Origin of the sequence: Pseudoscardovia radai (assembly GCF_002259605.1) — a bacterium.
Taxonomy (GTDB): domain Bacteria; phylum Actinomycetota; class Actinomycetes; order Actinomycetales; family Bifidobacteriaceae; genus Pseudoscardovia; species Pseudoscardovia radai.
Genome location: NZ_MWWR01000012.1, coordinates 54,828 through 76,154, shown reverse-complemented (window position 1 = coordinate 76,154; position 21,327 = coordinate 54,828). Strand labels below are relative to the sequence as shown.

The following is a 21,327-nucleotide window of genomic DNA, read 5'->3' as shown; positions in this document are numbered from 1 at the left end:
CGTCCTCGCTCCACTCGTCGCCCCTGATCGTCACAGTCTTGCTCACTTGTAGACTCCTTCCTCCGTCGGCCTGATGCTNACGNGTTCAGCGAAATCGCCCGCGGATGGGCCGTGCCTACCGCCACCGACATCGCGTTCTCCCTGGCCATCCTCGCGCTGTTCGCCAAAACGCTGCCGGGCTCCATCCGCGCGTTCCTCATGACCCTCGCCACCGTCGACGACCTGCTCGGCATCGTCGTCATCGCCGTGTGCTTCTCCTCGGTCAACGAATGGTACTGGTTCGCGGGCATCGTGGTCTGCGCCGTCATCTGGAGCCTGCTCGTGCGCATGAAGAAGGTCCTGTGGATCCTCGTGGCGATGGACGGCATCCTCGCGTGGGTCATGATGTTCGAGGCGGGCATCCATCCCACGCTCGCCGGCGTTCTCGTGGGCCTGCTCACGCCCGCGAACGTGCTGCACGGCGAAGACACCCCGCGCGCCGAACGCTACCATGACAAGCTCAACCCGTTCTCCGCGCTGCTCGCCCTGCCGATCTTCGCGCTGTTCGCCACGGGCATCCATTTCGACGACCTCGGCCCGCATATGCTCGTCTCCCCGGTCGTCATGGGCATCGCCCTCGCGCTGATCATCGGCAAGCCGTGCGGCGTCATGCTCGTGACCTGGTTCACCACGAAGGCGTGCGGCCTCAAGCTGCCGAAGGGCCTGCGCGTGCGCGACCTGTTCCCGATGGCCACGGCCTGCGGCATCGGCTTCACCGTGTCGTTCCTCATCGCCTCGCTTGCCTTCAGGGATTCCGAGTTGTCCGGCGAGGCCAGGCTCGGCGTGCTCGTCGGCTCCATCATCTCCGCCGTCATCGCCAGCATCCTGCTGTCGCGCCAGTCCAAGCGCTACATGGCCAAGGTCGAGCGGCATCGCGCCGAGGCGGCCAAGCTTTCGCAGGGCGCCGAGGAGGCGCTGCAGGATATGTCCCATGTGGACGGCGACGCCGCCTTCCCGTACGTCGAGACTTCCGCGGCGCAGGTCGCCGCCGAGGTCAAGGAGGAGGGCGACGATTCGGACGAGGGAATCTCCTGATCCGTCGCTCTGTCCGCCCGGTCGGTTGTTCGTCCGGCAGGCCGAAGGACATACGATGGCGCCGCGAGGGCGCCGAAAGGAGCGGCGCCGCATATGCGGCGCCGTTTTCCGTCCGTATGGCGACGCATTGCCAACAGTTCACCTTCCACGCCCCGTGGCGGCGGCATCGTGGCATACGATGGATGTGATACTGCAAAAAGAGAAAGAAAAGACAATGACGAGATTTCTGCGCCGCTATACCGCCGACGATGGCGGCAACGGTGGGTCCGGCCGCCCCGGGGAGGGCGCGCCCGAGACCGACGCAACCATGAACGATGCCGCTGCGCACGGCGCTCCGGGCACAGATACGGCCGGCGGAGCCATCGTGCCGAACCAGGGAACCACGGAGCCCGAATCGCCGCTCGGCGACGAATACCACCGCGGCCCCGTCACCTTCCGCGGCACCATGATCCCGCAGGACGGCACCACCAGCGGCCACCTTCTGGACGGCGAAAGCTCCACCGACTGGCTCCACATGGACCCGTGGCGCGTGCTGCGCATCCAGGCCGAATTCGTCGACGGCTTCGGCGCGCTCGCGGAACTCGGCCCCGCCATCACGATTTTCGGCTCGGCCCGCACCAAGCGCAACACCCCGGACTACATAGCCGCCGAGCGCATGGGCGCCCTCGCCGCCGAGAAGAAAGTCGCCGTCATCACCGGCGGCGGCCCCGGCATCATGGAGGCCGCCAACAGGGGAGCGGCGCTCGCGGACGGTGTGTCCGTGGGCCTCGGCATCGAGCTTCCGCACGAGCAGGGCATCAACCCGTATGTCAACCTCGGCATGAGCTTCCGTTACTTCTTCGTGCGCAAGACCATGTTCGTCAAGTATTCGAAAGGCATCATCGTCTGCCCCGGAGGCTTCGGAACGCTGGATGAGATGTTCGAATGCCTCACGCTTGTGCAGACGCACAAAACCGCCACGATGCCCGTGGTGCTTTACAACTCGGAGTACTGGCAGGGCCTGCTGGACTGGGTCAACGACACGCTGCTGTACCGGTCCATGATCTCCCCGCTGGACCCGCAGCTGTTCAAGGTGACGGACGACCCGAAGGAGGCCGTCGAGTACGCCACGAGGCTTATTCCGCCCCAGGTGTGAGTTTGCAGATGCGAGTCGCAGGTGCGATGCACACCTGCGACGGTGCGTCGGATGTGATGCCTTGGCAGTGCCGCCAGTGGTGCTGCCACGGCATGCGCGTCAGCGCAGGACGCTCAGCGACAGGCCCGTGCCGATGCCCGTCAGCGTGGTGGAGAAGCGGTCGTCGTCCGCCAGCTCCTTGCTCAGGGCGCGCAGCAGCGTCGCCTTGCGCGAGCGGTCGGCCGGGTTCGTCAGGCCTCCCGTGGAATCCGCGTTGAGGAAGCCGAGGGCATCGCTCAGAATGAGCTCGCCGCCGCGGCGCAGCAGGCGCTCCGCGTTGTCATAGGCGCAGCGGTAGTTCGTGGGATCGCCGCCCGCCACGATGATGTCGTAGTCCATCGTGTTCAGGCGCGGCAGATAGCTGTCGCCAAGGGCGGCGACGATGCGCACGCGCACCGTGGACTCCTCCTCGAGCGACTTGAACAGCGCCGTGGCCAGCTTCGTGACCTTCTGGTCCGTGTCGATGATCGTGACCTGGCCCTCGCTGCCGAGGGCGTCCGTCAGATGCAGCGCCTCGAGGATCGGCGCGCCGCCCAGCAGGATCACCGACTGCGCGCGCACGGCCTGCGCCTCGTGCGCGATGAACGCGGCCTGCGAGGCGAAGCAGGGGCGGATGCCCGCCTCCTTGAGCTTCTGGCGGGCGGTTTTCTCCAAAGCGGTTTCGGCGTGCGCCGCTTCGTCCTCGACATAACTCCAGGCGGAGGGAATGTTCTCATACACGTTCAGGCTCATACCTGTCAGCGTAGCCACGGGGCGGTGGGGGCGGGTCGGATGTCTCACATCCGGAAGCGGCGTCAGCCTTCCTGGCGCTCCGTCTGCGTGCGCTGGATGAACTGCCAGATCACCTCGCCCACGTCGATGCCCTGCGGGCAGTTGAGACCGCAGGCGCGCACCGACTGGCAGGCCGACAGGCCGTCGGATTCGCCCAGCGCCTCGAGGCGCTCCTTCGTCAGGCCGTCGCGGGAATCGTCGATGAAGCGGATCTGGTTCACGATGGCCGCGGGGCCTATGAACGCGTCGCCGCCGACGAACACGGGGCAGCTCGACTCGCAGACGCCGCACGCCAGGCAGGTCGACAGCTGTTCGATCTTCCTGAGCTCGGCGGGGGACTGGAGATATTCGAGCACGTTGATCTTGCCGTCCTTGGTTTTCAGGAGCTCGTCACGTGCCTCGAGATAGGGCTGGAGGGCGCGGATCTGGTCGAGCATCGGCTCCATGTCGACGATGAGGTCGCGCTGCACCGTGAACGCGGGAATCGGCGCGAGGTCGATAACCGGCGGGTCGGACGGGGCGGATGCTGACGCAGCTGCGTCTGTGGGAGAGACGGGCTTGGCGGACGGGGCGGAGCCGGTGCGGATGAAGCCGCCGGTCGTTGTCCGCGCCGTGGCCGCGGCCTGGGCCACCGTCGTCTTGCACAGCAGGGACGGCGTGCCGTTGATGGACACGGCGTCCGAGCCGCACATGCCGTGGCCGCACGAGTAGCGGAAGGCGAGCGTGGGGTCGATGCGGCGCTTGATATCCAGAAGGCAGTCCAGCACGGTGGTCTGCGGATTCACCGTCACCGTGTAGTCCTGCACCCAGCTGCGCCCGGTGGCCGACGCGCCGAAGGAGCCGGCGACGGGGGAGCCGCCGAGCGTCGATGCGGCGCGGCGAGACACCGGCGCCACGGTACGGCGCTGGTGTCGGTGTCGGCGGATAGGCGGGAAATCCGTGGCGTCGTCCGGCGACGGAGCCGCGGATGCGTGCGACACGCCGGAGGACGGGGCGGACGGGGCAGACGATGCGGACGGCGTTGACGGGGCGGATGCCGTGCCCGCGGCCTTCTCCTCGGCACGCCTGCGGTCGAGCTTGGCGAAAGGACTCGTGTGTGCGCGACGGGGCCGCGACGGCGTGGCGTCGGCCTGCGCATGGTGCGCGGCGTCCTGCTGCGATGCTGCGTCCCCGTGCGCCGACTTTTCCTCGGCGCGTTTGCGGTCGAGCGCGGCGAAGGGGCTTGTATGTGCGCGACGGGGCCGCGACGGGGCGGCGCCGGAGGTGCCGTTCTCCTCGGTGTTCTTCCTTGCGCCGTCGGTTCCGGTCTGGGAGGCATCGTTGGCGTCATGGTTCTTCTCGAGGCGCGCGAAGGGGCTGACATGGCGGCGTCCGGGACGGCCCGGGCGGTCGCGGCGCGCCTCGGAATCCTGGCGTGTCGCGTCTTTGATGACTGACGGGGCAGCGGATGGCGCGGCGGATGCAGGGTCGGGCAGGGGGTCGAAACGATGCACCCTGACGACGACGGTTATGGGTTCGACGTTCACGGAAATCCTTCTTCCTATCGCAATTCCTATCGCAATGCGCGTGCGGCGCGCTCTCAGTACGTGCGGGCCTGCGGGGCGAAGTCGACGATGGTCACGGGCTCCCACGTCACGTCGCCGGCGGCGGTGACATGCGAATGCCTGAGGAAGTGCTCGTCGTCGCGCTCCGGGTAATCGTCGCGCTTGAGGGAGCCGCGCGACTCCTTGCGTGCGTCGCTTGCCGCGAGCACGGTGCGGGCCACGGTCACGAGGTTGCGCGTTTCGAGGATGGCGGTCAGCTCCTGGTTGAAGCTGCGCGTGGCGCTATGCGCCGTGAGGCGCTCCGCGGCCGGGGCGATGCTGCTGTCGATGGCGGCGCGGGCGTGTGCGATGCTTTCGGCGGAGCAGTGGACGGCGCAGTTGCGCTCCATGACGGAGCCCAGCCGGGCCATGACGGCATATGGGTTGTCGGCGTTGTCGGCGGCCCCGGTCGAGGCGTGCCCGTTCGTCTCCTGGTTCGCGGCGGTGACATTCTGCGACACGCCTGTGGTCCGCGGCGTGTCGGCGGTTTGCGGGGAGCGGGGGAGCAGGGAGTCGATGATCTCGTTGCGGCGTTCCAGAAGGCGCGCCAGCGCGTCGTCGCCCGCCCCGGGTGTGGCAGAGGGCGTGGCAGAGGGGCCGGTCGCGTCGGCGGCCGCGTCCATCGTGCGGCGTGCGACGGCGACGCCGGCGCGGTGCCCGAACAGGCAGGCGTCGAGCAGGGAATTGGCGCCCAGGCGGTTCGCCCCGTGCACGCTGCCGCACGAGCATTCGCCCGCGGCGTACAGTCCGGTCACGAAGCGGCGCTCGCCGGAGGCGTACTCGTAGACGCGCCCGTCCTGGTCGATGGGGATGCCGCCCATCGTGTAATGCGCGGTCGGTTTGACCGGCACCCAGTCCGTGGCCGCATCGATGCCCGCGTAGGTGCGGATCGTGGAATACACTTCGGGGATTTTCGTCTCCAGCGTCTCGCGGCCCACGGCGGTCAGGTCGAGCCAGACGCAGTCCTTCGGGCCGTCCGGGTCCATGGGGTCGGCCACGCCGCGCCCCGCCTCGATTTCCGAGTAGATGGAGCGCGTCACCACGTCGCGCGCCGCCAGGTCGGCGTGGCCCGGCGCATAACGCGCCATGAAGGCCTCGCCCTCGCTGTTGCGCAGCACGCCGCCCTCGCCGCGGGCCGCCTCCGACAGGAGGATTCCCGTATGGGCGAGCCCCGTGGGATGGAACTGGATGAATTCGCTGTCTTCGAGGTCGAGGCCGGCACGCAGGACGAGGGCCATGCCGTCGCCGGTGAGGTCCCAGGAATTCGACGTGGTGTGGAACAGACGGCCCGCGCCGCCCGTGGCGAGGATGACGTGGGATGCGCGGATGGCATGCGTGCGCCCCGTATGCGTGTCCAGCACCACGAGGCCGTGGCATGCGGCCGCCCCTGTGGAGTCACGCTCCACATCGAGGTCGGTGACGTACCATTCCTCGGCGAACTCGACGTTCTCGGCCACGCACTGCTGCCACAGCGAGTGCAGGATCTGGTGCCCGATGCGATCGGCCGCATACGCCGTGCGGTGGATCGACGCCTTGCCGAAATCAGCCGTATGACCGCCGAAAAGGCGCTGGGCGATGCGCCCGTTCTCAAGGCGCGAGAAGGCGACGCCATCGTGTTCCAGCTCGATGACCGTCCTCGGCGCGTCCCGGGCGAGGATGCGCGCCATGTCCTGGTCGACGAGGTAGTCGCCGCCTTTCACCGTGTCGTAGTAATGCCAGTGCCAGTCGTCCTTCTCCACGTTGCCGAGCGAGGCGGCGATGCCCCCTTCGGCCGAGCCCGTGTGCGAGCGCAGGGACTGGAGCTTGGAGATGACGAGCACGTCCGGTTCACGGCCGGCGGTTGCGGTGTCGAACGTTCGCAGGAAGCCGAGGGCCGCCGACAATCCGGCGGCCCCGGCGCCCACGATGACGAGGTCATAGTTGTTTTTCACCTGGTGAGGACTCATGCCTCCGATTCTGTCACAACCCCCTGAGCTGCGCAGGCGTTCCGCGCACGGCGGACGGTGCCAGCGCCGGTGCTTGCGCGAATGCCCGCGCCGTCTGTCAGCGCGGGACGGCGAAGGTGCCGTCGGCGTTGCGCAGCAGGCGCCCGGCCAGTTCGAGGGCCCCCAGGCGGATGGCCGTGCGCCGCACGGCGAGGCCGGGATAGGGGCCCGATTCGAGCGCCTGGTGGATGGACGCGATGTCGGCGCTGCCTCCGGTGCGCCGCAGGCGACGGATGGCCGAGATGATGGCGTCGTCGAGGTCGAAGGTCTCCGGTCCGTCCTCGGGGCGTCGCGCGCGGGCCGGGCCCGCCATGGAGGCGTGCGCTCCGCCGGACGGCGCGACGGAGCCGGCGGCGCCCGCGGCGTCGAGTGCGGAATCCGGGAACAGCGCGTTCTCGCCGCCTTCCTGTGCGATGGTCGGCGCGGCGCCGTGCTGGTGCTCGTCGGGCAGAAGGTCGACGATTGACTCGGGCGCGGGAAGGAGAATCGCCTTGCCGCGGTAGATGAGCTCGTTGCATCCCGCGTTCGACGGGCGGTCCACGTCGCCGGGGATGGCCGCCACGATGCGGTTGAGGCGCAGCGCGTGCGTGGCGGTGTTGAGCGCGCCCGACCGGTAGCGCGCCTGCGTGACGAGCACGGTGTGGCTCAGCGCGGCGATAAGCCGGTTGCGCGTCAGGAAGCGCCATGCCACGGGCACCGTCTGCGGCGCGACCTCGCTGATCAGCGCCCCGCCCGAATCCACGATGGAATGGAACAGCTCGAGGTTGCACACGGGCCCCACATGGTCGAGGCCGCCCGCCATGACGGCCACCGTGCGCCCTCCTGCAGCAACCGTCTGCGCGTGGGCGACGGCATCGATGCCCATCGCCCCGCCCGATACGATGACGTGCCCTCGCTCGGCCGCGGCCCGCGCCGCCTCCCGTGTGGCGCGGGTTCCGTACCCGGTGGCCTCGCGCGAGCCGACGATTCCCAGCGGGGCGTCGCAGGCCGTAAGCGCCGCCGGATCGCCGCGCACCCACAGGCACAGGGGGTCGGGGAACTCATCGGAATTGCCCAGGTCCTCCACGCGCACCGGCCAGTGTTCGTCGCCGGGGATGAGGATCCGCAACGCGCCCCCGTCCGTCAGCGTTTCGGCGAGGTCGAGCGGCGACTCGGGTTGCGTCGCGGCGCGGTCCTGCCAGCCGCGGATATGCTGCGCCATCGCTGCCGCGCCCTTCGGAAGCCTGCCGGAGCGGGCGATGGCACCGCGCGCCCCGCCCCGGGCCGGTGCAGGCCGGGCCACGGTGTTCTGCGCCACCGTGGGATGGGCTGCTGCGTTCTGCGCCACCGTGTTGTCGTACACGCCGCCGATGGTGTCGCCGATGGCATCATCGTCTCCCAAGCCATGGCCCGCCATGGCCAGAAGATGCCGGATGGTGCGGGGCGTGGGGTCGTGCAGCTCCTTCCACACCTCGGTGGCGGGGGCGGAGCGCAGGATGGCATTCATAAGATGGTCCGCGCCGTCGCAGACGAGGGCGAGCCCCGCGCGGGCCAGCCTTTCCTCGTCGCGCCCGGTGTCCGCGGGCGGCGCGGGGGTGTGGGATATGCCGGTCATGTCTCTCCTTCGTTCGATGGCACAATCGTGTTTCTTGCCGCCGCTTACTGCCGCAGCCGTGTGCGCAGCATGATGCCCGCCGCCGTGTCGTCGGCCGTGGGAACCGTGCGCCCGCCCAGGTCGGCGAGCGTCCACGCAAGGCGCAGCGTCCTGTCGGCGCCGCGCAGGGACAGCCTTTCGGATTCCAGCGCCTTGTCGACGCACAGCCGGGCCGCGCGCGGCGTATTCGTGCGCAGCCATTCGCCCGTCGCCCGCGCATTGCACGCCCAGCCCCGGTCGGCGAAACGCTCCTGCGCCGCCAGGCGCGCCTGTGTGACGCGCTCGCGGATCGAAGCGCTGCTCTCCGGGGCCGCGCCGCTGCGGTCGAGTGAGGTGACGGGCGGCACATCCACCTGGATGTCGATGCGGTCCAGAATCGGCCCCGACAGGCGGTTCCAGTACCTCAGCCGCTCCTGCGGCTTGCAGGTGCAGCCCGTGGCGCGGCCCCAGCCATGCCCGCACGGGCACGGGTTGGCGGCCATGACGAGCTGGAAGCGCGCCGGGTACATCGTGGTGCCTTTTGCACGGGACAGGGAAACCATGCCGGTTTCCAGCGGTTCGCGTAACGATTGCAGCGCGCGCGGGGAGAATTCCGGCGCCTCGTCAAGGAAAAGCACGCCCGAATGGGCGCGCGTGATGGCGCCCGGCTGCGCGATGCCCGAGCCGCCTCCTGTCAGCGCCGCCACGGACGCCGTATGGTGCGGCGCCTCGAACGGCGGGACGGGGGAGATGCCGTATTCGGGAAGCGTTCCGCAGATGGATCGGATCTGCGCCACCTCCAGTTGCTCGGCGTCGCTCAGGGGCGGCAGGATTCCGGGAAGGCGCGAGGCGAGCATCGTCTTGCCGGTTCCCGGCGGGCCCGTCATGAGGATGTGGTGCCCGCCGGCGGCGGCCACCTCGAGCGCCCACTTGGTCTCCGGCTGGCCCAGCACCTGCTCCATGTCGACGGTGTCGTCATGTCGCGCCGGCGGTGCGTCGCCCGCCGCGGACTGCGCCAGGTCGACGGCCGTGTCCAGCGTCCACCTGGCTTCGCCGCCGCAGCGTTCGATGAACTCGCCCAGATGCCGGATGGGCACCACCGTTACGCCGCTGACAAGCCGCGCCTCGTCCACGTTTCCTTCTGGCACGTAGGCGCGCATGATGCCGTGGTCGCGCGCATGCATGAGGATCGGCAGCATGCCGTTGACGGGAAGCACGGTGCCGTCGAGGTTGAGCTCTCCCATGGCGATGGCATGCCGTGTGGACTCCTCGTCGATGGCGCGCGCCGCCTCGAGCACGGCCGCGGCGATCGCGAGGTCGTGCATGGCGCCCCGCTTGGGAAGCGAGGCGGGCGAGAGGTTCACGGTGACGCGCGTGCCGGGCCATTCGAGGCCGCAGGACGTGCATGCGGATTTGACGCGCTCGCGCGCCTCGCTCAGCGCCGTGTCGGGCAGTCCGATGAGGGAGAAGTAGGGAAGTCCGGGCGAGATGAACGCCTGGACCTGGATGGTGAAGGTGCGCAGGCCCAGAAGGCCGACGGAAAGGGCGGAACCGATATGCATCACAGCGCCCCTTCCAGATGGGTGAAGCGCAGCATGCGGTCGGGTCCTTGCGTGGGGATCTCGATGGCGACGACGTCATAGCGCAGCGTGCGCATGCCCGGCTTTTTCTCGGTGAGCCACAGGCAGGAGCTGCGGCGCATGGTCAGGCGCTTGCGGAAGGTGATGGCCTCCTGCGGCGTGCCGTGCCCGTGGCCGCGGCGCGTCTTGACCTCGACGAAGACGAGCGTGCCCGCCGGGTCGATGGCTATGACGTCGAGCTCGCCGTAACGGCAGTGCCAGTTGCGGTCGACGATGCGCCAGCCGTGCGTTTCGAGCATGCGGCAGGTGTATTCCTCGCCGAGGGCGCCGAGTTCGCGCGCGGGGACGTGCCCGTGCGCCATTCTCTGGGCGAGCGCGTCGAGGCCGAGGCCAGCGCCCGGGCGGGCGTTGGCGGGGCGGGTGTCCGCGGGTCGTTCACTGCCGGCGTTGCGACGATCGGAGGGACGGGTGTTGCGTGTTGTGTCTGGTGTGTTCTGTGTCATGGCGCCAGTCAAACATCCCGCGACACGCGACGCGGCCGATTTCGGGCAATGTGGACGAACGTCGGCGCCTTTTCGGGGCCGGAAAGGCAAAATCGTTGAAAAATGGCCGCGCTTAAGGCGCGGCCAATTGTGGATAACTCGTTTTCCGGCCTCTCTCGAGCGAGGCGGATGCCGGAAGCGGAGTCTGGATCAGCGGGAGAGCAGGGCGGTCATCTCGCCGAGCACGAGCTCGAAGCTCACGCCGCGCTCCTCGTAATGGGGCTGGTCGCGCGTCGACACCATGGCGTCGCGCACGAACTTTCCGGCGATCTGGGCCGATTCGGCCAGGCCGCGGCCCGCGAGGATCGCGCCGCACAGGGCGGAGGCGAAGGCGTCGCCCGTGCCGTGGGTCATGAACGGGAGCTTCTCGTGCGGCAGCTCGATCTTGCCGTCCGCACCGTCCTCGGCGGTGGCCACGTAGTTGCGCAGCTTGCCATCGTTGCGGTCGATGCCCTTGAGCACCACGGATTTGGCGCCGAGCGAGAGCAGCTTGTCGATGATGGAGGTCACGGTGGCGTCGTCGATGTCCTGGCCCGGGTACTCGATGCCCGTGAGGATCGAGGCCTCGGTCAGGTTCGGCATGAGCACGTCGGCGCCGTCGGCGAGCGCGCCCATCGCGTCGCACAGCTCCTGCGTGTAGGTGGGGTAGAGCTCGCCGCCGTCGCCCATCACCGGGTCGACGAGGCGCAGGACGTTCGGGTACTCGGCGTACAGGCGCTGGATGATCTCCACTTGGTCGGCGCTGCCGAGGAAGCCCGAGTACACGGCGTCGAGCTCCACGTTCTCCTGCTTCCACGCGTCGAGGTAGCCCGGGAGGATGTCGGTGGTGTCATGGAAGGTGAACACCTTGTAGCGCGTGTGGGCCGAGAACAGGCCGGTCGGCACCGGGCACACGTCGCAGCCGGCGGCCGACAGGATCGGGATGGCCGCGGTCAGCGAGCATTTGCCGTAGCCGCACATGTCGTGGACGGCGGCCACGCGGGGGATATACGAGGGATTGCGCTTGTACAGGACGGTGTCTGTCATGGTTCTCCTTGGGTTTTCGCGCCTGCGTCGCCGGAAGGCGCCTGCCCCGCTGCGCCCGTGTTGCCGGGGTGGCGGGGCCGTTCGCAGGTTCTGTCGAAACGGAAGGATAGCCGCGAATCGTGTACCCTGCGTCACGGCGTTGCGGCATGCGGAACGTCGCGGAAACACGATGCGGACACGAGGGAAAAACGAGGGAAAACACGATGTGGGCATGATGCGGACGCTGCGGGAAGCGGCATGCGGATGCGGCGGGGAAGCACCGGCCGAAGCCGGGCGGAGCCTTGCGAAAACCCTACGGGCGGCTGGGTTGTAGTCGGCCATAACTAACCGTGATAGCAAACCGCCTGTGTCGGCGTCCGCGGCGTCATATTCTGTGAACCAACGACAACACGGAAGGCGATGACGCCGGGGCGAGGCCCCGGATGCAACGACCGACCGATGCCAGACATATCCGACACGTTCCCCCAAGGAGATAACAATGGCTGAGAAGAATAACCACTACCGCTTCGAGACCCTCCAGCTCCACGTCGGCCAGGAAGAGGCCGATCCGGCCACCGATTCGCGCGCGGTCCCGATCTACGCCACCACGAGCTACGTCTTCCACAACTTCGACCATGCCGAGGCCCGCTTCGGCCTCCAGGACCCGGGCAACATCTACGGCCGCCTGACCAACACCACCGAGGGCGTGTTCGAGGACCGCATCGCCGCGCTCGAGGGCGGCACCGCCGGCCTCGCCGTCGCCTCCGGCGCCGCGGCCGTGGAATACGCGGTGCGCAACATCACGCAGACCGGCGACCACATCGTGGCCTCCAAGCATATCTACGGCGGCACCTTCAACCTGCTGCGCCACACCCTTCCGCGCGACGGCGTGACCACCACCTTCGTCGAGCCGAGCGACCCGAAGAACTTCGAGGACGCCATCCAGGACAACACGAAGCTCGTCTACATCGAGACCTTCGGCAACCCGAACGCCGACCTGGCCGACATCGAGGCCATCGCCGACATCGCGCACAAGCACAACCTGCCGCTCGTCGTCGACAATACCTTCGCCACCCCGTACCTGTTCCGCCCGCTGGAGCACGGCGCCGACATCGTGGTGGAGTCCGCCACGAAGTTCATCGGCGGCCACGGCACCACGCTCGGCGGCGTGATCGTCGAGGGCGGCAAGTTCGACTGGGCGGCCGTGCCTGGCAAGTTCCCGACGCTGACCGAGCCCGATCCCTCCTACCACAACCTCAACTTCTACGAGGCCCTCGGCCCCGTCGCCTTCGTGACCCGCGCCCGCGCCATCCTGCTGCGCGACACCGGCGCCACGCTCTCCCCGTTCGCCGCCTTCCTGCTCCTGCAGGGCACCGAGACGCTCTCGCTGCGCGTCGAGCGCCACGTGCAGAACGCCCTCAAGGTGGTCGAGTACCTGCAGACCGTCCCGGAGGTCGAGTCCGTGAGCCACCCGGCCGTGCCGGGCCGCGCCGACCATGACCTGTACGAGAGGTACTTCCCGAACGGCGGCGGCTCCATCTTCACCTTCGACATCAAGGGCGGCAAGGACGCGGCGCGCGTCTTCATCGACAACCTGCACCTGTTCTCGCTGCTCGCGAACGTGGGCGACGCCAAGTCCCTCGTCGTGCACCCGGCGTCCACCACGCACTCCCAGGAGTCCCCGGAGGAGCTCGAGGACCAGGGCATCCACCAGGGCACGATCCGCCTGTCCATCGGCCTCGAGAACATCGACGACATCATCGAGGACCTCGACGGTGGTTTCAAGGCCCTGCGCGAGTCCGGCCTCGCCAAGTAAGGCGACTTCGTAAGGAGTCCCAAGGGTTTGCGTCCGTACGGCGCAGACCCGTCCCGTGAACGCATGTGCGCCCGGTCCGTTCCAGCGGACCGGGCGCATCGTTATGCGGACGGTGCGTGCGTTCCGGGGCGTGTCCGTGCGCCGCGCATTCGTGAGCGCCGGGTGACGGGGGCGGTATATATTCGGTGTCTGTATCGGATGCCGCACGATTCGGGCGGCGGATGACCTGACGCGATTGGTCCGGCGCCGCCGTATCCGGTGCGATCGCGCCCGGCGTCAACGTCAAGAAGAGGAGCAGCATATGGCGAGCAATGCCACGGCGAACGATGACGAGGACGATGACAACGACGGGAAGACCGGGAAAGTCGCGGCGCGTCGATCCCGGGGCGCCTGGGGCTCCAGGCCCACGGCGAGTCTCATCCCGCTGATCGCCATCATGACGGCCGTGACCACCGTGTTCACGATGGTCGTGAAGATCCCGACGCTGTCGCGCGGCTATCTCAACCTGTCGGACGCGATGATCTATTTCTCGTCCTACGCCTTCGGCCCGTGGATCGGCGGCATCATCGGCGGCCTCGGCCCGGCGCTGTCCGACCTCATCTCGGGCTACCCGCAGTGGGCGGTGTTCACGCTGGTCATCGACGGCATCCAGGCCATCATCGTCGGCCTGTCGGTGCGAAAGTTCAAGCCCGTGAATATGATCATCGGCTCCGTCGCGGCGGGGCTGTGGAAGGTGCTCGGCTACTTCCTCGCGGGAATCGTGCTGTCCGGCGTCTCCGCGTCGCTGGTGGACGTGCCCGGCAACCTCGCGCAGGCGGGCGTCGGCATCGTGATCGGCATCGCGCTGTTCTCCGCGGTGCGCAAGGCGTACCCGCCGCTTGTGCGCCTCGGCAACCTCGGCGTGGGCGCCGGCTCCGCGGACGAGGACTGAAGGAGACGCCGCGTGACACGGAAGCATCCGTCGATCCGCCGGACCGCGCGACATAGCCGGAAGGGCGGTGCGTGGTGACGACGCCGCGTACCGTGATCGAAACGCAGGGCCTGGGCTGGCGCTATGACCCCTCGAGGGAGGGGCAGGCGCCGGTGCAGGCCCTGCGTGGCGTAGACCTGAGCATTGAGGCGGGCCAATTCGTCGGCCTGGTGGGCCCGACCGGGGCCGGCAAATCCACGCTGTGCATGGCGCTGACGGGCATCGTGCCCTCGCTTGCCGAAGGGCGCATGAGCGGCACCGTCCGCGTCATGGGGCGCGACACGCGCACAACCGGCGTGGTGGAGCTGTCCCGCCACGTGGGCTATGTGCAGCAGGACCCCGAATCGCAGCTGTTCTGCGCCAGCGTGGAGGACGAGATCGCCTTTCCGCTTGAAAGCCGCGGCGTCGACCCGTCCCTGATGGACGCTCTGATCGACGACGCCCTGGATGCCGTGGGGATGCGCGCCTTCCGCCGCCGTCAGCCCACGCAGCTGTCAGGCGGGCAGATGCAGCGCGTCGCCATCGCCGCCGCCCTCGTGGGCCGGCCCGACGTTCTCGTGCTCGACGAGCCGACCGCCGCGCTTGACCCGGACGGACGGCGAGAGGTGATGGAGGCGCTGGACTCCATCCGGCGGCGCGAAGCGCAGGGCGGCAGGCCGATGACGATCGTCATGGCGGAGCAGCACACCGAATGCTTCCTCGGCCGCGCCGACCGCATCGTGGCGCTTGACCGAGGTGGCGTGTTCGCCGACGGCGGCATGGAGGTTTTCGACACGATGCGCGAACCCCTGGAGCGCGCCGGCGTGGCGCAGCCCCGGGGCGCGAATCCGCGCATCGAGGTGGTGGGCGCGGCGGACGAGGGGCGCGGCGACGGGCATGATGCCGTCATCGCCCTCGACCACGTGACCTACCGGTACCCCAATGCACCGAAGGACGCGGCTCCGGCGCTTGACGACGTGAGTCTGCGGATTCCCCGTGGCGCCTTCGTGGGCCTGACGGGGCGCAACGGATCGGGCAAAACCACGCTGGTGCGGCATTTCGACGGCCTGCTGCGGCCTGGCGCCGGCACGGTGACGGTGGACGGACTCGACGTGGCGAAGCATAGCGTGGGCGCCATGGCGCGGCATGTGGGGTTCGTGTTCCAGAACCCCGACCATCAGATCTTCTGCTCCACGGTGCGTGACGAAATCGGATACGGTCCGCGCGCGCTGGGCGTGCCGCGGCAGGCGGTGACGGAGCGCACCGGGGCGCTGCTCGACGCCCTTGATCTCGCAGACGTGGCCGACGCGCCGCCCGCCACGCTGGACTACGGGGCGCGCCGCGCCGTCGCCGTCGCCTCCGTGCTGGCCATGCGCACCCCGGTGCTTGTGCTGGACGAACCGACCGCCTGCCTCGACGCGAATCTAGCGGAACGATTCCTTCGCCTCGCCGACGACGCGAATGCGCGCGGCGTGACGGTAATCATGATCAGCCACGACTTGCGCGCCATCGCGCGCCATTGCACCCACCTGCTGCGCATGGACGGCGGGCATGTGGCGCAGTGGGGCGCGATCGGAACCGGCACTGTGGGAGAGGGGGCCGTCTGATGGACTCCGACCTGTTTGTTCCCGGCGACGGATGGCTGCACCGGCGCGATCCGCGCGCCAAGATGCTGCTCAGCCTCGCCCTTCTCGTGCTGTGCTTCGTGTGGCGGCAGTGGTGGCTTATCGCGGCTGTGCTCGCGGCGGAGCACGTCATGCTCGCCACCGACGGCGTGCCGCGGCGCAGCATCGCCTGGGCATGGAAGGTGCTGGCTCCCGTCATCGTGCTTATCGTCATCCTGTGGCCGATCACCGACCCCAGCGGCGCACACGAGATCTGGCGGGCGGGATTCCTGCGCATCACGCAGGAGAACCTGCTCATGGCCGTCGTGATGGGGCTGCGCATCCCCGCGTTGGGCTTCGCCTGCTTCCTCACGCTGTTCACCACGAGCCAGCCGATGTTCGTGCGCGGCCTCGTCAGGCTCGGCGTGCCTTACAAGGCCGGCCTGACCCTGTCGACCGCCCTGCGCTACATCCCCGTGTTCTTCTCGATTTTCGGCGACGTGATGGACGCCCAGCGGGCGCGCGGCCTCGATATTGGCGGCGACGGCGGTGACGGCGGCGATGACGGGGCGGATGGCGCAGGTGGCGCGAATGACGCGGACGGTGCGCCCCGTCGTCGGCGTCGCAGGGGGCCGCTGCATCGTATGGTCGCCCGGTTCCGTTCGTATATGCCGGTGATCATCGCGGTACTGATCCGCGCCTATACGATGAGCCGCAACGTGGGCTGGGCGATGGAGACGCGCGGGCTCGGCATGCCGGGCGTCAGGCGCACCTACCGTGTGCAGGTGCGCATGGACGCCGGCGACTGGCTGCTCGTCGCCCTGACTCTCTGCGGCACCGCCGCGGCTATCGCAACGATGGTGCTGCGATAGCCGCGGCCGGCGCGTCAGTCGGCGTCGGCAAGCGCCACCACCGGCGGCACCTTCGTGGCACGGCGCGCCGGCAGCACGCTGGCCAGCAGTGCGGCGACCAGCGACAGCAGCACGATGCCGCCGTAGATCGCCCAGTTGGGGGCGAAGGCCACGCTGGTGCCGGTCAGCAGCGTCACGGCGCCGACCCAGCCGAAGAAGCCGCCCGTCACCAGGCCCGCGAGCCCGGCGCCCACCGAGATCAGCACCGACTCCCAGGCGAGCGACGCCCGCAGCTGGCCCGACGTCATGCCGATGGCGCGCAGCGTGGCGGATTCGCGCTGCCTTTCGATAACGGACAGTGACAGCGTGTTCGCCACACCGACGAGGGCGATGATGACGGCGACGCTGAGCAGCGCCAGCATCGCCTTCATGGCGATGTCGATGACGGTGTCGAACATCTTGCGGAAGATGAACGCGCCCGTCAGGTTCGAACCGTTGAAGTCGCGCGTCAGCGTCGTCAGCCGGTCGATGAGGTCGGAGGCGTCGGCGTTCTTGTCCACGCCGATCCAGATGTCGTGGCGGCCCGGGTCGATGCCCAGGGAGCGCGCCGTGCCTTCGGAGATGGCAAGCGAGCAATCGTCGTCGCCGATGGCGAAGGAGGCGGTGCGCACCGGCAGCGTGGTCTGGGCCTGCGGGATCGTCGAGACGTCGCCGCCCTCGAATGCGGTGGCGTACAGGGAGTCCTGGTCGGACCTGGTGCTTGTCACGACCATGCCCAGGCTGTCGCCGGTCCGGACGTCGGGCGTCGTGTTCGGCTTGGTGGTGTGCATCGCGTCGGAGACATACACCACGCCGTCCTCGAGATGGCGGGTGCCGAACGTGTCGGACACGACGGAGCCGATGGCGGAATCCGGAATCACGTACATCGCGGTGTAGGACTGCGCGTCGTCCGCGTCCGAGATATCCGGCACGGTGCCCTTGGCCGAGAGGGTGACGGCGTAGGCGGCGATGCCCTGGGCGTCGGAGACGCCGTCGAGGGCCTTGACCTGGCCGATCTGCGCAGGGTCGGCGGCGACCTCGGTGATGGATGCGTCGACGCTGTAGTGGCTGTCGAGCTCGCGGTTCACGGTGGCGGAGGCGCACGAGGCGCCTGTGGCGACGGTGGCGACGAGGGTGATGCCGATGAGCAGCGCGCCGCTGGTGGCGGCGATGCGGCGCGGATTCTTGCGGATGTTCGCGGCGGCGATGGTGCCCGAGGCTCCGGTGAGCGACACGAGGCGCCCCAGTCCGGACAGCAGCCACGGAATCCACGCCTGCGTCGACATGACGAGGCCGATGAACACGAGGATGCAGCCGGGCACCGCCATGAGCAGCGGGGTGGCGTAATCGTTGCTACTGGGCGAGATCCTCCCAGCCATGCGCACGGCGGACAGGCACAGCGCCAGGCCGCCGGCGAGGAGCAGCACGGAGACCACGGCGCGCGCCGCCTTGATTCCGGCCTTCTCGGTGGCGTCGATGGGGCGCAGGGCCTCCATCGGGGTCACGCTTGTGGCGAGGCGCGCGGCGCCGCTCGACGCCAGCACCGTGATCAGCGTGGCGAACACGATGGGCACGAGGATGGAGGAGGCCGACGGGATCAGCTCGATGCCCTGCACCTTGGCTGCCGCGAGGATCGCGACGATGGCGTAGGCGAGCGCGGTTCCGAGAGCCGAGTACTCGAGGCCGAGCACCACGCCTTCGGTCAGGACCGAGCGGTGCACCTGCCCTTTGCTGGCGCCGATGGTGCGCAGCAGGGCGAGGGTGCGGCGGCGCTGCGTGACGAGCACGCGGAAGGTGTTGGCGATGACGAGCGCCGCGACGAACATGGCGAGGATGGCGAACACGAGGATTGCCGCGACCACCGGGTTCACGCCGCCGCCGTTGAGTTTGCGCAGGTAGGCGTCGGCGGCGTCGGTTCGCGACGTGACCGTCACGCTCCGCAGCTTCGAGCGGATCTGGCCGATGGCATCGTTTTTCTGCGAATCGCTCATGCCGGAGTCCAGCGAGAAATACACGGCGGAGGCGGTGATGTCGCCGTGCGTGAAGGAATCGACGTCGGACTGCGGCGTGCCGATGGCAAGGAGGTTCTGGCGTTCGAGCTCCACGATGTCATCGGCGGCCAGCGTGACGGAGCCGCCGGCCAGCGAGTACTGCTCGTGCGGGTCGTCGGTCAGGCCCGTGACGCGCACGACGAGGGGCGAGACGGCGGCCGCGTCGTCGGCTGCGGCGGAGTCGACGGCGGTGGAGACGAGGCTCACGGTGCCGCCGACCGACACGCCGAGTTTGGAGGCGAGGTCGGAGTCGAGCGCGGCCTCGCCAGGCTTCGACGGCCATGAGCCGTCGGCCAGGTCGATGGGCATGATGCCCGCCTTCGTACTGACCTCGATGCCCGACGCGGAATAGCCGGACGAGGCGGCGGACGATGCCGATGACGCGGCTCCGGCGGAGGCGATGACGGGCTCCGTTCCGGAGTAGCGCACGTCCGACACGCCGTTGACGGATGCGATGTCTTCGAGCCCGGTGCTCGCCAGTGTGGGGACGTCGCCGTCCGACTGGTACGAGGGGGACGCCGGGTAGTCGGGCGTGGCGGAGTATTCGGCGTTGCCGTACTCAGCGGTGAACTGCTTGACGCTTTGCGCGTCGAGCACGTTGCCTAACAGAAGCGTGGCGCTGATGAACAGGGATGCGATGGCGATGGCGATGCCGGCGGGGACGAGGGTCCTGCGGCTGCGCTTCATCATTCCTCGGGTGATGGACCACATGGTGTGTTTGTCCTTCCTTGACGGTGCGCGGTTCACAGGCCCGCGGGGCCGGCGTTCGGGGCGGCGGCGTTCGATGCGGCGGCCTGCGCCGTGGCGCGGCGCTGCTCCATGACGAGCGCGCTCATGCCTTCCTCAGTGGGATGGTCCACGTCCGCCACGATCCTGCCGTCGGAGAAGACGATTGCGCGGTCCGCGTACGCCGCTGCGGCGGCATCGTGCGTAACCATGATGACGGTCTGGCCCGTCTCGTCCACGAGGCGGCGCAGCATGCCGAGCACCTCGGCGGAGCTGATGGAGTCCAGCGCGCCGGTCGGTTCGTCGGCGAACACCACATGCGGATGGGTGATGAGGGCGCGGGCGATGGCCACGCGCTGTTGCTGGCCGCCCGACAGCTCCGCCGGACGGTGCGACAGGCGGTCCTCGATGCCGAGGTCCGCGGCGAGCCTGTGCAGCCACTGCCGATCCGGCTTTTTGCCGGCCAGTGTCAGCGGCATGGCGATGTTCTGCTCGGCCGTGAACATGGGCAGCAGGTTGAAGCTCTGGAAGATGAAGCCGACGTTGTCGCGGCGCATCAGCGTCAGCTGCTTGTCGTCGAACGTGGTGATGTCGTTGCCGTCGAACAGAACATGGCCCGACGTAGCGCAGTCCAGGCCCGACAGCACGTGCATGAGGGTGGACTTGCCCGATCCGGACGGGCCCATGATGGCCGTGAAGCGGCCGCGTTCGAACGCCACGTTCACGTGGCGCAGCGCATGGACGGCGAAATCGCCGGTTCCGTAATCCTTCACGAGATCGATGGCCTGGATGGCCGGCCCGTTCGCCATGCCGGCGGCCGATTGGTTCAGCGATGCCAGGTTCGGCAGGGTCTGGCCTGCCGTGGGCGTCGGGGCATTGGTGGATGCGCTCATGTTTCCTCTTTCCTCCCTTGGGACGGCGTCGCCGCCCGGTGCGACGGGCGGATCGTTCCGCCCCGGTATGTCATGAATCTACCGGAGGGTGAAAGAGGCCGCCATCATCCGCGGGGATGATTTTCCGTGCAGATGGCGGCGAAGGGAGGCGAGAAGACGATGGACGGGGTGCGATGGGAGCAGGGTGCGATGGGAGCGGGGCGCGATGGGAGCGGGGCGTGGCCGCCTGCCTCAGACCAGATGGTTCTGGTAGGCGAAGACGGCGGCCTGCACGCGGTCATGGGAATTCGTCTTCTGCAGAATATGCGCCACATGCGTTTTCACCGTGGGCAGGCTGATGACCAGCTCGTCGGCGATCTCCTGGTTCGACAGCCCGCGCGCGATGCCGACCAGCACCTCGCGCTCGCGGGCGGTGAGGGAGTCGAGCTCCGGGTCGGTGTAGGCGGCGCCGGATGCGGCGGTTTGCGGTGCCGGGGCGGAGGGCGATGATGCATGGGGCGACGATGCGTGCCGGGAGACCGGCGATGCGCCCGCCTGGGCGGTCGCCGGCGTGTCCGGTGCCGTGGTGGGCGCCACATGGAGCGCCGCGCCGCCATCGTGCGAGATCATGCGCTGGATGAGGCGTTTCGTGGCCGTCGGGGCGATGATCGCATTGCCCCGACGTACGGTGCGGATCGAGGAGAGCAGCGTCTCGGGCTCGGTGTCCTTGAGCAGGAAGCCGCTGGCGCCGGCGAGAAGGGCCGACATGACGTAATCGTCGAGATCGAAGGTGGTGAGGATGATGACGCGCGTCATCCTGTCGGACGATGCGTCCGGCGCGGACACGATGCGGCGTGTCGCCTCGATGCCGTCCATACCGGGCATGCGCACGTCCATGAGCACGATGTCGGGATGCAGGTCGGCGGCCAGGCGCACCGCCTCGGCCCCGTCGCCGGCGAGCCCCACCACATGCATGTCGGGTTGCGAGTCGATGACCATGGCGAATCCGGTGCGCACAAGCTCCTGGTCGTCGGCGACGAGAACGGTGATGACGCCGTCCGCGTTCGGTCCCTGGCTCTCCATAAAACCTCCC

General features: G+C 68.8%; 15 protein-coding genes and 1 pseudogene. 6 read left to right on the top strand and 10 right to left on the bottom strand.

The annotated features are described in order from the left end of the window. Nucleotides 1-99 precede the first annotated feature (99 nt). Nucleotides 100-1,074, top strand: a pseudogene (locus PSRA_RS06850) (Na+/H+ antiporter NhaA); the annotation flags it as partial. Between the two features lie 307 nt (nt 1,075-1,381). Next, nucleotides 1,382-2,209 carry an LOG family protein gene (locus tag PSRA_RS06845; RefSeq protein WP_094661166.1) on the top strand — a complete coding sequence of 276 codons (828 nt, stop codon included), beginning with the start codon at nt 1,382-1,384 and terminating at the stop codon, nt 2,207-2,209. 99 nt (nt 2,210-2,308) lie between these two features. On the opposite strand, the gene PSRA_RS06840 is transcribed toward PSRA_RS06845, so the two are convergent. From PSRA_RS06840 to PSRA_RS06810, 7 genes are all read right to left on the bottom strand, one after another. Then, complete coding sequence (locus tag PSRA_RS06840) at nt 2,309-2,980, bottom strand: O-methyltransferase (protein WP_094661158.1); 672 nt, start codon at nt 2,978-2,980, stop codon at nt 2,309-2,311. 62 nt (nt 2,981-3,042) lie between these two features. Next, nucleotides 3,043-3,915 carry a succinate dehydrogenase/fumarate reductase iron-sulfur subunit gene (locus PSRA_RS09810; protein WP_412157111.1) on the bottom strand — a complete coding sequence of 291 codons (873 nt, stop codon included), beginning with the start codon at nt 3,913-3,915 and terminating at the stop codon, nt 3,043-3,045. Nucleotides 3,916-4,598: 683 nt separating this feature from the next. Continuing rightward, the gene (locus PSRA_RS06830; protein WP_094661157.1) at nt 4,599-6,548 is read right to left on the bottom strand and encodes an FAD-dependent oxidoreductase; all 1,950 of its coding nucleotides are present in this window, start codon (nt 6,546-6,548) and stop codon (nt 4,599-4,601) included. A 97-nt stretch (nt 6,549-6,645) separates the two neighbouring features. Continuing rightward, the gene (gene dprA / locus PSRA_RS06825; RefSeq protein ID WP_094661156.1) at nt 6,646-8,181 is read right to left on the bottom strand and encodes a DNA-processing protein DprA; all 1,536 of its coding nucleotides are present in this window, start codon (nt 8,179-8,181) and stop codon (nt 6,646-6,648) included. A gap of 44 nt (nt 8,182-8,225) precedes the next feature. Further along, complete coding sequence (locus tag PSRA_RS06820) at nt 8,226-9,761, bottom strand: YifB family Mg chelatase-like AAA ATPase (RefSeq protein WP_094661155.1); 1,536 nt, start codon at nt 9,759-9,761, stop codon at nt 8,226-8,228. Then, nucleotides 9,761-10,282, bottom strand: coding sequence for a YraN family protein (locus tag PSRA_RS06815; protein ID WP_094661154.1), 522 nt, complete (start codon nt 10,280-10,282; stop codon nt 9,761-9,763). The genes PSRA_RS06820 and PSRA_RS06815 overlap by 1 nt, the downstream gene beginning before the upstream one ends. 189 nt (nt 10,283-10,471) lie before the next feature. Beyond that, the gene (locus PSRA_RS06810; RefSeq protein WP_094661153.1) at nt 10,472-11,347 is read right to left on the bottom strand and encodes a pyridoxamine kinase; all 876 of its coding nucleotides are present in this window, start codon (nt 11,345-11,347) and stop codon (nt 10,472-10,474) included. A gap of 478 nt (nt 11,348-11,825) precedes the next feature. On the opposite strand from PSRA_RS06810, the gene PSRA_RS06805 reads away from it, so the two are divergent. The 4 genes from PSRA_RS06805 to PSRA_RS06790 all read left to right on the top strand — a co-directional run bounded on the left by PSRA_RS06805 (nt 11,826) and on the right by PSRA_RS06790 (nt 16,567). Beyond that, on the top strand, nt 11,826-13,142 hold the full coding sequence (locus PSRA_RS06805; protein ID WP_094661152.1) for an O-acetylhomoserine aminocarboxypropyltransferase/cysteine synthase family protein: 1,317 nt from the start codon (nt 11,826-11,828) through the stop codon (nt 13,140-13,142). Nucleotides 13,143-13,443: 301 nt separating this feature from the next. Further along, nucleotides 13,444-14,073, top strand: coding sequence for an ECF transporter S component (locus PSRA_RS06800; protein ID WP_094661151.1), 630 nt, complete (start codon nt 13,444-13,446; stop codon nt 14,071-14,073). A 74-nt stretch (nt 14,074-14,147) separates the two neighbouring features. Beyond that, nucleotides 14,148-15,698: an ABC transporter ATP-binding protein gene (locus PSRA_RS06795; protein ID WP_158216361.1), complete on the top strand. Its 1,551-nt coding sequence runs from the start codon at nt 14,148-14,150 to the stop codon at nt 15,696-15,698. After that, on the top strand, nt 15,698-16,567 hold the full coding sequence (locus PSRA_RS06790) for an energy-coupling factor transporter transmembrane component T family protein (protein WP_094661149.1): 870 nt from the start codon (nt 15,698-15,700) through the stop codon (nt 16,565-16,567). Before PSRA_RS06795 ends, PSRA_RS06790 begins: the two co-directional genes overlap by 1 nt. Nucleotides 16,568-16,581: 14 nt before the next feature. Here PSRA_RS06790 and PSRA_RS06785 read toward each other — a convergent pair whose 3' ends face one another. The 3 genes from PSRA_RS06785 to PSRA_RS06775 form a co-directional block, all read right to left on the bottom strand. Then, the gene (locus PSRA_RS06785; protein ID WP_094661148.1) at nt 16,582-19,347 is read right to left on the bottom strand and encodes an FtsX-like permease family protein; all 2,766 of its coding nucleotides are present in this window, start codon (nt 19,345-19,347) and stop codon (nt 16,582-16,584) included. A gap of 32 nt (nt 19,348-19,379) precedes the next feature. Continuing rightward, on the bottom strand, nt 19,380-20,171 hold the full coding sequence (locus PSRA_RS06780) for an ABC transporter ATP-binding protein (RefSeq protein WP_094661164.1): 792 nt from the start codon (nt 20,169-20,171) through the stop codon (nt 19,380-19,382). A gap of 315 nt (nt 20,172-20,486) precedes the next feature. Continuing rightward, complete coding sequence (locus PSRA_RS06775; protein ID WP_094661147.1) at nt 20,487-21,317, bottom strand: response regulator; 831 nt, start codon at nt 21,315-21,317, stop codon at nt 20,487-20,489. Nucleotides 21,318-21,327: the final 10 nt, after the last annotated feature.

Coding starts and splice junctions, on each gene's coding strand:
- PSRA_RS06845 (WP_094661166.1), top strand. CDS start 1,382: ATGAACGATGCCGCTGCGCACGGCGCTCCGGGCACAGATACGGCCGGC.
- PSRA_RS06840 (WP_094661158.1), bottom strand. CDS start 2,980: ATGAGCCTGAACGTGTATGAGAACATTCCCTCCGCCTGGAGTTATGTC.
- PSRA_RS06830 (WP_094661157.1), bottom strand. CDS start 6,548: ATGAGTCCTCACCAGGTGAAAAACAACTATGACCTCGTCATCGTGGGC.
- dprA (WP_094661156.1), bottom strand. CDS start 8,181: ATGACCGGCATATCCCACACCCCCGCGCCGCCCGCGGACACCGGGCGC.
- PSRA_RS06820 (WP_094661155.1), bottom strand. CDS start 9,761: ATGCATATCGGTTCCGCCCTTTCCGTCGGCCTTCTGGGCCTGCGCACC.
- PSRA_RS06815 (WP_094661154.1), bottom strand. CDS start 10,282: ATGACACAGAACACACCAGACACAACACGCAACACCCGTCCCTCCGAT.
- PSRA_RS06810 (WP_094661153.1), bottom strand. CDS start 11,347: ATGACAGACACCGTCCTGTACAAGCGCAATCCCTCGTATATCCCCCGC.
- PSRA_RS06805 (WP_094661152.1), top strand. CDS start 11,826: ATGGCTGAGAAGAATAACCACTACCGCTTCGAGACCCTCCAGCTCCAC.
- PSRA_RS06800 (WP_094661151.1), top strand. CDS start 13,444: ATGGCGAGCAATGCCACGGCGAACGATGACGAGGACGATGACAACGAC.
- PSRA_RS06790 (WP_094661149.1), top strand. CDS start 15,698: ATGGACTCCGACCTGTTTGTTCCCGGCGACGGATGGCTGCACCGGCGC.
- PSRA_RS06785 (WP_094661148.1), bottom strand. CDS start 19,347: ATGTGGTCCATCACCCGAGGAATGATGAAGCGCAGCCGCAGGACCCTC.
- PSRA_RS06780 (WP_094661164.1), bottom strand. CDS start 20,171: ATGGCGAACGGGCCGGCCATCCAGGCCATCGATCTCGTGAAGGATTAC.
- PSRA_RS06775 (WP_094661147.1), bottom strand. CDS start 21,317: ATGGAGAGCCAGGGACCGAACGCGGACGGCGTCATCACCGTTCTCGTC.